This window comes from Vibrio sp. 10N.261.45.E2 (genome assembly GCF_002875705.1).
Taxonomy (GTDB): Bacteria; Pseudomonadota; Gammaproteobacteria; order Enterobacterales; family Vibrionaceae; genus Vibrio.
Genome location: NZ_MCZZ01000155.1, coordinates 39,129 through 53,683, shown reverse-complemented (window position 1 = coordinate 53,683; position 14,555 = coordinate 39,129). Strand labels below are relative to the sequence as shown.

Annotated in this window: 12 protein-coding genes and 1 pseudogene; 5 read left to right on the top strand and 8 right to left on the bottom strand. The window is 43.6% G+C overall.

Annotated features, from left to right (window positions below):
• On the bottom strand, positions 1-1,097 hold a 1,097-nt coding region (locus BCT34_RS21625; RefSeq protein WP_133150999.1), incomplete at its 3' end, for an Ig-like domain-containing protein.
• 401 nt (positions 1,098-1,498) lie between these two features.
• Between BCT34_RS21625 and BCT34_RS21620 the strand changes: the two are divergent.
• From BCT34_RS21620 to BCT34_RS21605, 4 genes and pseudogenes are all read left to right on the top strand, one after another.
• Positions 1,499-2,805, top strand: a pseudogene (locus BCT34_RS21620) (TolC family outer membrane protein).
• On the top strand, positions 2,805-3,422 hold the full coding sequence (locus BCT34_RS21615; protein ID WP_076652524.1) for an OmpA family protein: 618 nt from the start codon (positions 2,805-2,807) through the stop codon (positions 3,420-3,422). Before BCT34_RS21620 ends, BCT34_RS21615 begins: the two are co-directional and overlap by 1 nt.
• A 136-nt stretch (positions 3,423-3,558) precedes the next feature.
• Entirely contained in the window at positions 3,559-3,909 is a 351-nt protein-coding gene (locus tag BCT34_RS21610) for a DUF2750 domain-containing protein (RefSeq protein WP_012603863.1), read from the top strand.
• A gap of 162 nt (positions 3,910-4,071) precedes the next feature.
• Positions 4,072-6,099: a diguanylate cyclase gene (locus tag BCT34_RS21605; protein WP_076652526.1), complete on the top strand. Its 2,028-nt coding sequence runs from the start codon at positions 4,072-4,074 to the stop codon at positions 6,097-6,099.
• On the opposite strand, the gene queC is transcribed toward BCT34_RS21605, so the two are convergent.
• Together queC and queE are read right to left on the bottom strand one after the other, a co-directional pair.
• A complete protein-coding gene (gene queC / locus BCT34_RS21600; protein ID WP_076652528.1) occupies positions 6,059-6,754 on the bottom strand; it encodes a 7-cyano-7-deazaguanine synthase QueC in 696 nt (231 codons plus the stop codon). The two genes, BCT34_RS21605 and queC, sit on opposite strands and share 41 nt — an antisense overlap.
• Positions 6,755-6,799: 45 nt before the next feature.
• Positions 6,800-7,468 carry a 7-carboxy-7-deazaguanine synthase QueE gene (gene queE / locus BCT34_RS21595; RefSeq protein WP_347230780.1) on the bottom strand — a complete coding sequence of 223 codons (669 nt, stop codon included), beginning with the start codon at positions 7,466-7,468 and terminating at the stop codon, positions 6,800-6,802.
• A 184-nt stretch (positions 7,469-7,652) separates the two neighbouring features.
• Here queE and BCT34_RS21590 point away from each other — a divergent pair, with 184 nt between their 5' ends.
• Entirely contained in the window at positions 7,653-8,462 is an 810-nt protein-coding gene (locus tag BCT34_RS21590; RefSeq protein WP_076652533.1) for a Cof-type HAD-IIB family hydrolase, read from the top strand.
• Between the two features lie 97 nt (positions 8,463-8,559).
• Here the strand turns inward: BCT34_RS21590 and BCT34_RS21585 are convergent, their stop codons facing one another.
• The 5 genes from BCT34_RS21585 to prpF all read right to left on the bottom strand — a co-directional run bounded on the left by BCT34_RS21585 (position 8,560) and on the right by prpF (position 14,551).
• A complete protein-coding gene (locus BCT34_RS21585; protein ID WP_076652535.1) occupies positions 8,560-9,972 on the bottom strand; it encodes a phosphatase PAP2 family protein in 1,413 nt (470 codons plus the stop codon).
• Positions 9,973-10,052: 80 nt separating this feature from the next.
• Positions 10,053-10,532, bottom strand: a complete 480-nt coding sequence (locus BCT34_RS21580) for a GNAT family N-acetyltransferase (RefSeq protein ID WP_076652537.1) — start codon at positions 10,530-10,532, stop codon at positions 10,053-10,055.
• A 184-nt stretch (positions 10,533-10,716) separates the two neighbouring features.
• Positions 10,717-11,118 carry a glycine zipper domain-containing protein gene (locus BCT34_RS21575; protein WP_076652539.1) on the bottom strand — a complete coding sequence of 134 codons (402 nt, stop codon included), beginning with the start codon at positions 11,116-11,118 and terminating at the stop codon, positions 10,717-10,719.
• Positions 11,119-11,356: 238 nt separating this feature from the next.
• Entirely contained in the window at positions 11,357-13,261 is a 1,905-nt protein-coding gene (locus tag BCT34_RS21570) for a propionyl-CoA synthetase (RefSeq protein ID WP_076652541.1), read from the bottom strand.
• Between the two features lie 117 nt (positions 13,262-13,378).
• On the bottom strand, positions 13,379-14,551 hold the full coding sequence (gene prpF / locus BCT34_RS21565; protein ID WP_076652544.1) for a 2-methylaconitate cis-trans isomerase PrpF: 1,173 nt from the start codon (positions 14,549-14,551) through the stop codon (positions 13,379-13,381).
• Positions 14,552-14,555 lie beyond the last annotated feature (4 nt).

The following is a 14,555-nucleotide window of genomic DNA, read 5'->3' as shown; positions in this document are numbered from 1 at the left end:
TCCACCGTCACTATGCTGTTCTCTTGAACAGCCCCGGTGTCTTCATTGGCAATTGGGAGGTCGTTGGTACCGGTGACTGTGATAGTTAGCGTTGTTGTATCAGTTGCACCTTGGTCATCAGTTACTATGATTGGTACTTCAATCTTTAACTCTTCACCTTCGGATAGATAATCATAAGAAGACGCATCGAATTCATAACTACCGTCTTCGTTTAAAGTTAAACCTTCTACTGAGGTGTCCGTAGTAAATACTAATGGTTCACCTGCAGGTTGATCTACATCCGTCGCATCGATGTTACCGCTGATAACCTGATCCTCCAATAAAGAGCGGTTCTCAGGTTCTCCTACTGGCGCATCATTCACTGGCGTAACATCAATTGTGACAGTTAACGTGTCTGTCAGGCCAGTTTCATCCGTCACGGTAACTTCGAAGCTATCTGGGCCGTTATAGTTTGCATCTGGAGTGTACTGCCACGAGCCATCTTCATTTAAGGTAAGGCTACCGTTAGAAGGGCCTGATTCAACTGAGAAGGTAAGAAGGTCATTATTTGCATCGGTCGCAGTTAACTGACCGCTTAACAAAGTATCTTCTGGAACAGATGCATTTACTTCATCTTCAAGAGCACTAAAAGAAAGGTCTACAAAAATTGGCTCTTGTTGTGCGAAACGGAATTGCTCTAGAAGGCTTAAGCTTTGAGTACGAGATAAGCCCAGCGCTTCAAATCCCGTTGTTATAAATTCGGTTTCTGGGATCGTTTCTTCACCATCTCGTTCTACAGTCCCACTATTTGCTAAGCTAGAACCATTTTGACCAGCGGCGGTAGCGAACTCATCTCCTAACTCAGTAGGGTCTTCACCTTCTTCTAATGCGGCAAAGATATTTGCGATATCTTGGTCTAGTTCAACTTCACCATCTTCAGGTGAAAAGCGCTTAACTGATACCTGAGGTTCATTAGGTCCATTTTGAGATTCAAGCGTTACATCTCCTGCCTGAAGAGGCTCTCCCTCTTCAAGTACTCTAACCGTACCATCCACTGAAATAACAATGCGCTGGCCCAGTGCAAGGGCACCGGTCAAATTCAATGCAGTAATGTCCATATCAACCCCTAAAAACCATTTTCGTTTGCCACGTCAATTTAGTGACATCTTATTTATAATATTAGCCAAAATATAACATTTAACATCACATAATTCCTAGTTATTAATTCAGCATTTAACATACCAAGTGACAAGGTAATGACGCTGATCACATCACACAATAATGAAAGTGCTCACACTATCAATATAAGTTATTGTGTTTGCGAAAAATAACAGGGCTAAAACGTAAAATTGACGTTCTTAAAATCATCATAAAACGCACAGCAAACTGTTAACAACCTTACAACCATTTACGATAGCTTCTCGAGCGAACGTTATTTTTTTGGCGGTTCATCTAAATTTCGTATCTCGCACATTAAAAAGCGTAGGTTTAGATGCAGTCCAATTTGGAGAGATGGAAATTGAATTACATTCAAACGACAACATTAGGGTTAGCTATAGCGCTAAGTTTGCCGACAACAGCACAAACCCTAGAGCAAGCCGTTGCGTTTACTTTAGAAAGCAACCCTGAAATCAAAAGTGCTTATAACGAATATATCAGTAAGCGTTACCTTAACGACGCTTCTGGTGGTGCTTATCGACCAAGTATAGACTTAGATGGTGGGATTGGTTATGAACATACTGATCTTGCAACCAACCAAGACACAACAGATCTGACTAGGAAAGAAGCAACAATCACGCTCACTCAGCTCATTTGGGATGGTGCTAATACCTCTAATGATATCGACCGTACCGCAGCTGATGCAGAGTCTGTGCGCTATCAACTACTATCTAACGCGCAAGACATCGCTTTAGAAGTCACAAAGGTTTATCTTGACGCAGTAAAAGCCTATGAGGTGCTTTCTCTTTCGGAAAGTAACTTAGCGACGCACAAAGAGATATATAACGATATTCGTAAGCGCGTGGAATCAGGTATTGGTTCCACAGCAGATATGTCACAAGTTGAAGCTCGTATTGCGAAAGCACACGGGAATTTGCTTGCTGCTCAAAACAACCTTTTCGATACCCACACTCAGTTTAAGAGGCTCGTAGGCCAAACTCCGCTCGGTTTAACCTTCCCTCGGGCAGATGCGGGTGCAATCCTTACACCGTCGATGGCGCATTAGCAAAAGCGTTTAACCAGCACCCAGTCATTAAGATTGCACAAGCCGATGTTGACTCAGCGAAGTTCCAATACAAGCAATCTAAAAGTACTAACTATCCGACTGTCTCATTTGAAGCAGCTCAAACTTGGCGTGATGACGCAGGTGGCACCGAAGGCAGCAGCGATGAGTTTTCTGCGATGGTTCGTTTAAGGTACAACCTTTACAACGGTGGTTCGGATCAAGATCGTGCAGAGAGTGCAGCTTACCAACTCAACAAAGCCAAAGACCTTCGCGAAAGTACTTACCGCAATGTAGAAGAGAGTCTGCGGCTTTCATGGAGCGCACTGGATTTAACGGTTCAGCAAAAAGAGTTCCTATCTGACCACGTAGACTCGGCGTCAGACACGGTTATTTCATATGAGAAACAATACCGCATCGGAAAACGTACCCTTCTCGACTTGCTTAACACTGAGAATGAACTGTTCGAAGCTCGTAAAGGCTATTTAGATGCTAAGTATGACGAGCAATACGCAAAATATCGCGTGATGAACGCAACTGGTAACCTACTCATCGGTTTACGAGTTGAAATCCCAGAAGAATGGAATGAAAAGGTGGAGTATTAATGAAGCTTACCAACACAGTATTATCGCTTTGCTTCATGGTTGTATCTACTAGTGCTTTAGCTGAAAACAACGAAGACGAATTTGAATATCGAGCTCTACCGCCAGTCACTCAAATTTACGATCTTCAAGATGATGACAATGATGGCGTAATCAACGCGCGAGATTTATGTCCCGATACACAAATAGGTGCGGAAATCGATAACGACGGTTGTGGTTCATATTTCGAGTCATCGGAAAAGAAAGAGCTTCATATACTCTTTGCTAATAATTCCACGGAAATAAATCCTGTATTTCTAGGGCAGATACGTCAAATGGCTGCGTTTTTGAAGCGCTACGAGAGTACAAGCATTGAATTGCAAGGTTATGCCAGCAAAGTGGGCAATTCCGAACACAATTTAAAGCTCTCAAAAGAGCGCGCGTTACATGTAAGGCGTGCACTGATAAGCAATGGTATTCAGCCATCTAGAGTTAATATCGTAGGTCATGGCGACTCTGAATTCAGCAGTGATGACACAGAAATCAATCACGCACTACATCGAAAAGTTGTCGCTTCCGTTGTTGGCTTTAAAGGGAATATCAAAGAAGAATGGCACATCTTCACCAAAATTAAAAAGTAGGCTCTACCCTGCTTTTACCATACTGAAGCGTTATCTTAAGTTAACATTTCAGTATGGTGATAATTCCTTGAATAGCATATACCTAAGCCGTCTATAATGTTAATCTTGCCACGTTATCAACATAGAGAATTAATCCATGAGCAAACTAACAGCTGATACTCAAGCTAATCTAGAACTTTTCGTTTCTGAAACACAAGAAACTAAACTGGTATGGGGCCTTCGAAACGAAGAAGGTTGGCTAGCATGTGACTCAAGTGAATTCGAAAACAGCGAAGTGATGCCGTTCTGGTCTTCAAAAGAAGATGCTCAGACTCACAACGTAGAAGAGTGGGCTGACTTCGAAGTATTAGAAATCCCACTAGATATCTTTGTAGAAGATTGGTTACTAACTCTTGCTGAAGACGGCGTTCTTGTTGGTATTAACTGGAATGCAACATTAGAAGGCAAAGAACTTGAGCCTTCTGACCTAGCGAAATTATACATCTAGTTCCCGATATCGGTCGCGCGAATCGTGCGACCGATATACCTCTGATTAGTATCAATAAATTAGAGACCTACCTCGCATAACCTTATAGCTATAGCATTCAAAATTTGAAGCAATATCAAACTAATAATAGAATATCGTTCTTTATCTGATTGATCGTCTCTTGTGAATCACTTCGTTTTTGTTACCTTTCTACTGTTCATTAGCTTTTGTTCTTATAGCCAAGTATCAACATCAGATCGTGACCACAATTCACCAGTCTATACCTCCAATTTAATTCCTACTCCAAATGCTGATTGGAACGCGCTTTATCTCTCTACTTTAAACCACTCTCCTGAGCGCGCATTAAACATGTTGCAAACACGCTACATCGGCTCAACGGTTTATGGAGATAAGCTTTACCTTGCGTCTCTTCTTTACCAATACATGAGCCACCGAGATCAGCCGTTCTACGGAATCGCTTCAAACGACAGTGACTACCAAGCCATAGAAACAGCGTTTATTTCTGCTCTTATGAAAGACAGCAAAGGCCAATATGAGGAAGCGCAACAAGGCTTTTTAACACTTTTGGCGAAAATGCAATCTCGCAGCGATTTGGCTGGAAAAGCGTTACTAAAGTACCAGCTATGCCGATCGCTTAACGAGCAAGCTAAATATCATCAAGCAAACTATTACTGCTCAGCGCTTGAGTCAGATTTACATAACATCGCTGACCCTGTATTACCAAAATTCGGAACTTATCGAGTCATTGCAAACAATCACCATTTTCGAAGTGACTATCAAGCAGCACTAGATACCTACTTATCACTGATAAATGTCTTCCCACAAGGACATGATATTTCGGGGATTTACAACGACGTGGGCAACTTACTCAAAGAATTAAAGCAATATGAGAAATCGGCGGAGTATTTACAAGAAGCTCTAACTCTTAGAGAAAACGCTTCAGATTTAATGAAAGCACAAGTGCAGCACAGCCTTGCGGATCTCTACCTTAACCAAGAGCAAAGTGACCTAGCAATTCACCACTTTCAGACAGCAAGAACACTGCTGAGCTCATCATCACATAGCTACGGTATCGCACTAACAAGTCTTGGCTTAGGAAAAGCGTACACTCAAACGAAAGATTATGATTTGGCGAGAACCTACTTGATCGAGTCTCTATCGGCTTCGAACGAACTGAACAATGATGTCATCCGTATCAATGCTTACTTGGCTATCAGCGATATGTTTGAAGAACAAAAATTGCCAACGGAAGCGCTCAACTATGCTCAACAAGCGCTAGAATTAGCGGAACAAGTCACAAGGCATAAATACATAGCGCAATCGCTTCTGCAGCTTTCTGATATTCATCAATCACTCAGCGATTACCAACAAGCTTTCTATTTTTACCAGCGATACTCGTCAATACAAATGGAAGCTAGAGACATCGATAATCGACTCGCACTCGAAGCGCTCGGCTTAACGCACGCCAAATATGAACAGGAACTGGAGAGCTCTTTCCTCACACATCAGGCGAAACTCGACCGCCTCCAAATTGAAAAAATGGAATATCAAAGATCGATGTACAACATCGTTGTGATTCTGTTGTTGTGTGCTGCGAGCTTTACGATATTGATAAACAGAACAGTTCGTGCGAAAGCAGCCATTGACGCAATGACAAAAGCGTACGGCCGAACCGAAATAATACGAAGAATTAAGCGAGTAAAACGCTGTCAAGGAAAGGAAAACAAACACGTTCTTGTTTTGCTCGACTTAGATAAGTTTAAGAAGATTAACGATGAGCATGGGCACCCTACTGGTGATCGAGCACTGGTCCATATTAGTGAACAAATTAGAAAACACTTAATGAATGGTGAATTGTTTGGACGCTTAGGGGGCGAAGAGTTTCTCATCATGTTAACCGACACCAAGCCTTCAGAAGTGCGAGAGCGTGTTGAAGAGTTACACTACGCCATATCAAGCAGTGCCTTCCTATCAGAAAGTAAAAAGCCACTTAATGTAACCGCGAGCTTTGCTTATTTAGCAACCTCAAACGCATTAAGTGACTTTGATGACTTGTATTCAGTTCTTGACCAAGCATTGTATCAAGCAAAGAGTAGCGGCCGAAACTGCATTATTGATGCCTATAACGAACCGATTGATTTACCTGAGATTATTTATTCTCAGCCTGTTTACGAACCAACTCAGCTATAATACTCTCGCGATCACCTAGGTAATCGTTAAGGCCAACTTTACGCAGTTCACATGCCGGACAATCGCCACAGCCATCACCAACAATCCCGTTGTAACAAGTCAAGGTTTTGTTTCTCACAAGCTCAAGTGCAGAGTATTGGTCTGCTAACGCCCATGTCTCAGCCTTGTTTAGCCACATTAACGGTGTTTTGATATCAAGCTGCTTGTCCATACCTTGCACAAGCGCTGAGTTCATCGCCTTCACAAAATCATTGCGGCAATCAGGGTAACCAGAAAAATCTGTTTCACACACGCCTGTAATCACGGTTTCAGCACCGATTTGGTAAGCGTAAATACCCGCTAGAGTTAGAAATAGAATATTACGACCAGGAACAAATGAGTTCGGTAGCCCATTCTCTTGCAGCTCATGAGACACAGGAATATCGTCACGAGTCAGAGAGCTAATGGCCAGTTCATTCAACAAAGTCACATCCATTACTTTGTGCGCTTTCACACCGAGTTCTTTCGACAATGACTTAGCAACTTCAATCTCTAGTCTATGACGTTGACCATAATCAAACGTAATCGCATGAACTTCATCATACTCTTTTAATGCTTGAACAAGACACGTTGTTGAATCTTGACCACCACTGAATACTACAACTGCTTTTTTCATTTCCATTCCTACCTAAAACTGACGAGCGATCTACTCTTTGAAGAGCTAAGCGATACTCAAATACTTGTGTGTTTGAATTGATAAGCGCCAATTGCGTTCAATGCAGGTATCAATACAAAGCTGAGTTGCGCGGTCTTTCTGACTGATTGGTTGGAGTGCAATAACAGTATTGCTAGAAACCGTAGCTCGCTCCAATAAACCGTCAAGTTGTTCGATGTCTTTGCTTGTCCCTACTGGATGCTTAATTTCGTTAGCACGTTGCAAGGCGCTATCTAAGATTTCCAGTTTGGCTTTCATCGCCACTTTTGGTGACACCGTAACCCAAGTGTCAGATGTTGCTTTAACTTCTGATGTTCCGCTAGTCTCAATCTGACAGCGACAACCGTGTTGCTCAAATGCTTCAGTAAGAGGGACAAGATCATAGATGCACGGCTCACCACCGGTAATCACAATGTGTTTCGCAGTGTAACCTTGCTTGATGTATTCATTCACGATTCCTTGAGCATCAATTGCTGACCAAGTCGGTGAATCTTCTGTCTTAACCATAATGTCGCCAAGGCTAGTTTCATCTTCTGGCAAGGCTTCCCATGTCTGTTTGGTATCACACCAAGAACAGCCTACTGGGCAAATTTGCAGACGAACAAAAACAGCGGGAACGCCAGTAAATACGCCCTCACCCTGAATGGTTTCAAACATTTCATTAATCTTGTACAACTTTCCCTCAGCTCAATCATTTGATGAAATAAATCAACCGCAGACCTTAAAGCACTTCCCTCTTTTGGTCAAACAAATGAGTACTGATAAATGAGTTGATCAAAGCCCTAGCCTGAAGTTTCAAGTTCCCTTATCCTTTCGCCCATTAGATTTCGTTAGCTTTTAATTTTTAGTAAGGAACAACATGTACAAACTGATTGCTCTTGATATGGATGGCACACTACTCAACAGTGAAAAAGTGATTTCTCAAGAGAACAAAGACGCAATCGCCAAAGCGCGTGCTGCAGGTGTGAAAGTGGTACTCGCTTCTGGTCGCCCTTTAGAAGGCATGCAAAGCAAGTTAGACGAGCTTTCAATTAACGGCGAAGATGACTTTGTACTCTTTTACAATGGCTCTATGGTTCAGAATGTATCAACCAAAGAGATCATCCACAGCGAGATCAGCAATGGTAAAGCTGCAAAAGAGATTGCAGCACTTGCCGAGCAGCTTGGTGGTTATGTTCACGCCTTCAGCAAGGTTCACGGCTTAATTACACCAGAGAACAACGAATACACTGGCATTGAAGCGCGTATTAACGGCCTAGAGATTACAGAGTTCAATTTCGCTCAATTGGAAGACGACCACGAAATCATCAAAACCATGATTGTTGCTGAACCAAGCAAACTGACTGAAATCATCAGCAAGTTGCCACAAGAACTTAAGACTCAGTTTACTATCGTGCAAAGTGCACCTTTCTTCTTGGAGTTCCTAAACCCTAACTCAAACAAGGGTGTCGGTATTGAAGCAATAGCCAAGCACCTGGGCATTGCAGCGGAAGAAGTAATCTGTATGGGTGATGCTGAAAACGATCACCATATGCTTGAATATGCTGGTCTTGGCATCGCTATGGATAACGCAATGGAAGAAACCAAGAAGCTGGCGGATCACATTACAGCAAGTAACGACGATCATGGCGTAGCAGTGGCGATTGAGAAGTTTATCTTCAACTCGTAAACGCTCAACAAGCATTAGTGACTATCACTTTGTTCTTGTTTCAAAAATGACAAAGGCTGTGCACCGCACAGCCTTTTCTGATTTTACGCTAGTCGATTCACTCTCTTTTCCATGGCAAGCGAAATGCCACCACACCAAACAGAATCAAGATTGGGAAACGTAACGTATCAATAATAAATGAAGCAATGCCACTGAAAGAGACAAAGCTTCCAGCCCAACTAATCAACAGATTCCCCGCTAACAACATCACCATCACTCCAAGAACAATCTTGAATGAGAACTGACCGACCAAAGGTTTTGAGTCTGTTAACGTCACTAGGCATGCAATCGTCATCAAGATAGCGACCCAGAATGAAAATGTTGGTAATGGCCATATCACCGTGAGAACGATGGATAATAAGCATAATGCCCACCAGACACCTTTAGAGCTCAACAAGACACTAATATCAACATCAGGTTTCGCGTCTAGTCTCACGATATGCCACGTCGTTAATGCACCTAATACGCCCCCCATTAAGACATCACTAATGAACGCACTGCCTGAATAAGACTTAAACAGCATGATCCAAAGTAAGCCAGCAAGCACAATCAATATAGATTTTTGTTCCAAGAGACACTTTAGTTTCCAAAAGACTAACAAGGTTAAGCTCACCCATAAGGCAGCCAACAGACTCGGAAAACTATAGCCACTACTCATTACCAGCTTCAGTGTTGGCAGGTAGGCATGCGGGCGTGGAAAACCAAAACCTTGATGCGCAATCAAAGTTAGCAGTGTCACCGAAATCAAAGTGAAGCCAAACTTCAACGCGAAGTTACGACCAAAATGCCACGCAATTAGCGGCAATATCACGATGAAAACCCATGGTTTAGCTAACAGGTCAGTCAAAAGAACAGTATTCCCAAACACGCTTGGCATCTTATTGAACGCGTTTTGAAGCGACACAATCCAACTTAATTCAACTTGATGAACTTTCGGTGCTGCGCCCACCAGCTCAGTCACATACGTTACCGGTTGATCTGTTGCAGATAAAAACAGCTCGTTAATCTCTGACCACTGTTCTGGATAGCGGTATTGGTGATCTTGCAATTCAGTAGGAGGAATTAACATCGCTCGGCTGACTTCCACACCATAATGAGGGGCAAACCAAATCGGCAACTCAAAGCCACCTAACTCATTTCGAGCTTTGTAGCTGATCACTTCAGAGTCAGAGATACAATCAAACACAACAGCACTGTCGGTATAACCCAGCACATCACCGACTGTTACCGACAAGCCCGCCTCTTCCCACGTTTCGCGCTGCGCCGCGACTGCTGGCGGCTCACCTGAAACAACCGTACCACCCGGCAGAGATAACTGCCCCGTGATCAGCTCATCAACCAGCACTATTTGGTTATCAGCTCGTACTACACACAAAGCGCCCGCGATATGATCGGGCAAAGTGTTGTTTGCCCAAGCGGAAGTCGTACTCAAAAGAGACAATATGAAAACGAAAAAATATCGAATAACCAACGAATTTACCTAAAAATAAGAGAAAAAGTTAAAGACTGCTAATGCATCGTATTGTAATCAAACCCACAAAAAATCGCTGTCTATGTTTTGTTCAAAGCCTTTCTCATCCATTGAATGTGAGGTGTGAACCCCATTTTTTGATAGAAGTCCTTGGCAGGCGAATTAAAATCCCAAACCTCTACAAAGACTTGTTCAACACCATAATCGTCAAAAGTCGCTTCAACTTTGTTAAACAGCTTCTCAGCAATCGATTCTTTTCGATAATCAGGTAAGACAAACAGTTCATCGACACTCCCCATCGGCACAGGTTTGCTCACCGTTGAAATAAGTTCACAAAAATGCCCGGTGATAAAGCCAACAATGAGCTCTCCTTTTAATGCCACATAAACCAAGCATTCCGGATCATCCAAGTAACGCGCAATGCTTTTTTCCTGCTCAATCTCTTCTGCCGTTTTAAAGTGCTCTGGGCTAGCAAGATGGTGATGATGATGGAGATCGAACATTAATTCGTTAAGTTGTTCCAAATCCGCGTGCTTTGCGGCCCTTAAGGTGACATTCATGACTATTGCGCTTCTCAAACCAAATTAATATCTAAACTGAGTCTAGTTTACTTGTCGCGAGTATCTATACAAGTTATTGAATTAATTCATTGTTTAAAGTGCGTATTTTAAATACAAAAACGGCCACATTACGTGGCCATTCTTTTGAATGATCTTGAATCAAGCGAATACAAAAACCGTAGTTTTAAGCTCCGTTATCCTCTTTCTCTTCTTTGAGTTCAGCAAGCTGTTGCTCTAGTTCAATAAGTTTAATTTCAGCCTCAACTTCAGCAACTCGCTTCTCTGCATCGGTACGATTGTCTTGTGACAAGCCATCTGCAGTAACTTGAGTTCGTTGTGCGTTTCTTGCATCATCCGTATCTTTCATTGAACCCGCAACACCGCCCGTCACACCACCTAATGCAGCCCCCTTTACAGCTAAGCTTGCATCTCCAGTTAACGCTCCTGCTGTTGCTCCTAATAACGCACCACCTACAGCACCACGATTACGTGCAGCGTTCTCATTTTCGTTATCCATTGCTGGTGATGCACAACCAGAAAGAGTCACAATCAGTGTCGCTAAAAGAAAAGGTTTAGTGAATTTCATAGGAATCTCGCTTCGTTCTTCGTTTGGATTGAAGCCATATTAAGCAGACGAGTGAACAAGATAAATAAAGCCAAGTTTAGATAAAACATAACGGCCTGCTATGTATAAGCTCACTCATGTATAAATTTATTTATGTATCACAAAAAAATACTCACCCTATGCAGCCAAATTATTATTTTAGACATAAAAAGGCGACCTGTCGGATCGCCTATTAATCTGTATCGAATCAAACGCAGTTCTATTTTCCGAGCTTTTGTGCAATTTCCGTTAAGCTTGTAGGGTCGTCAATAGTCGAAGGCACGACATACTGTTCACCTTCGGCTATCTGTCGGATAGTTCTACGCAAGATCTTACCTGAACGCGTCTTAGGTAACCTTTCAACAACCAAGGCTTGCTTAAAACAAGCGACCGCGCCGATCTCATTACGAACCTTGCCAACCAACTCCGCTTGCAACTCAATGCCGTCGACTTTTATTCCATCTTTTAGCACAACTAAGCCCAGAGGTAGCGGCCCTTTTAAATCATCGTGAATGCCGACTACCGCGCATTCTGCAATGGCTGGGTGACCACCCACAATTTCCTCCATTTCTCCTGTCGACAGACGATGCCCTGCTACGTTTATCACATCATCGATACGGCCCATGATAAATAAATACCCATCTTCATCGAGGTAGCCACCATCACCCGAAACATAATACCCAGGAAATTGGCTTAAGTATCCTGATTCAAATCGATCATGATTACGCCAAACCGTTGGCAAGCAGCCGGGTGGCAATGGGCGTTTAAGAGCCACAAAACCTTGTTGATTGGGCTGAGCGACTTCACCGAGTTCATTGAGGATCTCCACTTGGTAACCCGGAACAGGTTTCGTGGAAGAACCCGCTTTCACCGGCAAAGATTCCAGCCCTGTTGGATTGGCGGAAATGGCCCAACCTGTTTCTGTTTGCCACCAATGATCGATAACTGGTTTATTGGTATGGCACTCAACCCAATCCAATGTTGGCGGATCTAAACGTTCGCCAGCCATGAAAATCGACTTAAGCGATGATAAATCATACTTGTTGAGCAACTCGCCTTCAGGATCTTCTTTCTTGATTGCTCTAAACGCTGTTGGCGCAGAAAACAATACATCGACGTTGTACTCTTCACACACACGCCAGAAGGCGCCGGGATCAGGTGTTCGTACTGGCTTACCTTCAAACAAAATGCTCGTACAGCCATGAATCAGTGGTGCATAAACAATATAAGAATGCCCCACCACCCAACCCACATCAGAAGCTGCCCAAAATACGCCATCTTGCGGCATATCGTAGATAGTACTCATTGAGTATTTCATGGCGACTGCATGACCACCATTGTCACGCACCACGCCTTTCGGCTTGCCTGTAGTACCTGATGTGTAAAGGATATATAACGGATCGGTTGCTAAGACAGGAACACAACTGTGCGGCAATGCATCGTTAACCGCTTGCTGCCAAAGTACATCACGTTCATTGTTCAATTCTGCTAAAGCCTGCTCTCTTTGGAACACGACTACTTTCTCAGGCTTCCAACGGCTGTCCATGACCGCTCGATCAACCATCGGTTTATATGGCAAGACTTTGTTTATCTCGACACCGCAGGAGGCAGTAATCAACACCTTCGGCTCGGCATCTTCAATTCGAACGGCAAGCTCATGAGGAGCAAACCCACCAAACACGACAGAATGCACCGCGCCTAATCGTGCACAGGCCAACATTGCCATTGCCGCTTCCGGAATCATCGGCATGTAAATAACTACACGATCGCCTTTGGTAACACCTTGCGTGGCCAACATACCAGCGACTTTAGCCACTTGGTCACGTAACTGGTTATAAGTGTACGAGGATTGAGCTCCTGTCACTGGAGAGTCGTAAATCAGCGCCACTTTGTCACCACGGCCATTTTCGCAATGATAATCAAGCGCCAACCAACACGTGTTCATCACCCCATCAGGGAACCATCGTTCAATGCCATTATCGTCAGTTTGTAAAATTGTTTTTGGTGGTTCAAACCAATCAATGGCTTGTGATTGTGTCTCCCAGAATGATTTAGGGTCTTCCTTAGCCCATTGATACTCGGTGATATAGTCTGTTTTTCTATTCATTCGATTTGTAGCAGACATAATGCCTCCTCCATGATTTATCCATTGTTCCAAGCGCCTAACTTTTTGGCAGTGTACAGGGGTGCACTCTTTTCTCAGCGTTGTTTTCAGAACGTTTCACCGTTCACCACAATCGCTTTACTTGGGAAAAGGCACACGAATGGCACCTTCCATGATCACTCGGGCACTACGACTCATAATCGCCCTCTCAATTTTCCAACCGTTTTCGGTCTGCAAAGCTTTAGCTCCCACCTTTAAGGTTCCTGATGGATGACCAAAGGTCACAAAATCACGGGAACCCTCACCGGCTGCCAAGTTCACTAACGTACCCGGAACACTCGCCGCTGAAGCAATGGCGACTGCAGCTGTGCCCATCATGGCGTGATGCAGTTGCCCCATAGATAAAGCTCGCACCAGAAGGTCGGTATCGTCAGCTAATACCGGTTTACCACTTGAAGCTTGGTACGCTTGAGGCTTAGCAACAAACGCGACTTTAGGTGTGTGTTGACGCGATTCTGCTTGTTCTAAAGAATCAATCAACCCCATCGCAACCGCGCCATGTGCTCGGATGGATTCAAACAATGCCAAGGCTTTTGAATCGCTGTTGATATCCGATTGAAGCTCTGTGCCTTGATAACCAACCGATTCTGCATCAACAAAAATGGTTGGTATTCCTGCATTGATGTATGTCGCTTTGATGCAGCCCAATTCGGGAACATCTAAAAAATCAACAACATTCCCTGTTGGAAACATTGAACCACTCGCATCGGCTGGGTCTAGGAAATCAACTTGAATCTCAGCAGCGGGGAAAGTGACACCATCGAGTTCAAAATCACCTAACTCTTGGACTTCACCATCAGCGATAGATACATGGACGATGATGGTTTTCTCTATATTTACTTGCCATACTCGCACCTCGACCACGCCGTTTTCTGGAATACGATTCGAATCAACCAATCCACTATGGATGGCAAATGGGCCTACTGCAGCCGACAAATTACCGCAGTTACCGCTCCAATCAACGAAAGGCTTGTCTATTGCTACTTGACCAAAGAGATAATCAACATCGTGATTGGCCTTGTTGCTTTTCGATACAATAACGGTTTTGCTGGTACTGGATGTCGCACCACCCATGCCATCAGTTTGTTTGCCATAAGGGTCCGGACTGCCAATCACACGCAGAAGTAATGCGTCTCGTGCTTCTCCGGCGACTTGCGCAGCATCAGGCAAGTCTTCTAGGTTGAAGAAAACGCCTTTGCTTGTTCCGCCCCGCATGTAGGTAGCTGGTACTTTTATCTGTTTGATGTTCATAATC

Coding starts and splice junctions, on each gene's coding strand:
- BCT34_RS21610 (WP_012603863.1), top strand. CDS start 3,559: ATGAGCAAACTAACAGCTGATACTCAAGCTAATCTAGAACTTTTCGTT.
- BCT34_RS21615 (WP_076652524.1), top strand. CDS start 2,805: ATGAAGCTTACCAACACAGTATTATCGCTTTGCTTCATGGTTGTATCT.
- BCT34_RS21580 (WP_076652537.1), bottom strand. CDS start 10,532: ATGAATGTCACCTTAAGGGCCGCAAAGCACGCGGATTTGGAACAACTT.
- BCT34_RS21590 (WP_076652533.1), top strand. CDS start 7,653: ATGTACAAACTGATTGCTCTTGATATGGATGGCACACTACTCAACAGT.
- prpF (WP_076652544.1), bottom strand. CDS start 14,551: ATGAACATCAAACAGATAAAAGTACCAGCTACCTACATGCGGGGCGGA.
- queC (WP_076652528.1), bottom strand. CDS start 6,754: ATGAAAAAAGCAGTTGTAGTATTCAGTGGTGGTCAAGATTCAACAACG.
- BCT34_RS21570 (WP_076652541.1), bottom strand. CDS start 13,261: ATGTCTGCTACAAATCGAATGAATAGAAAAACAGACTATATCACCGAG.
- BCT34_RS21575 (WP_076652539.1), bottom strand. CDS start 11,118: ATGAAATTCACTAAACCTTTTCTTTTAGCGACACTGATTGTGACTCTT.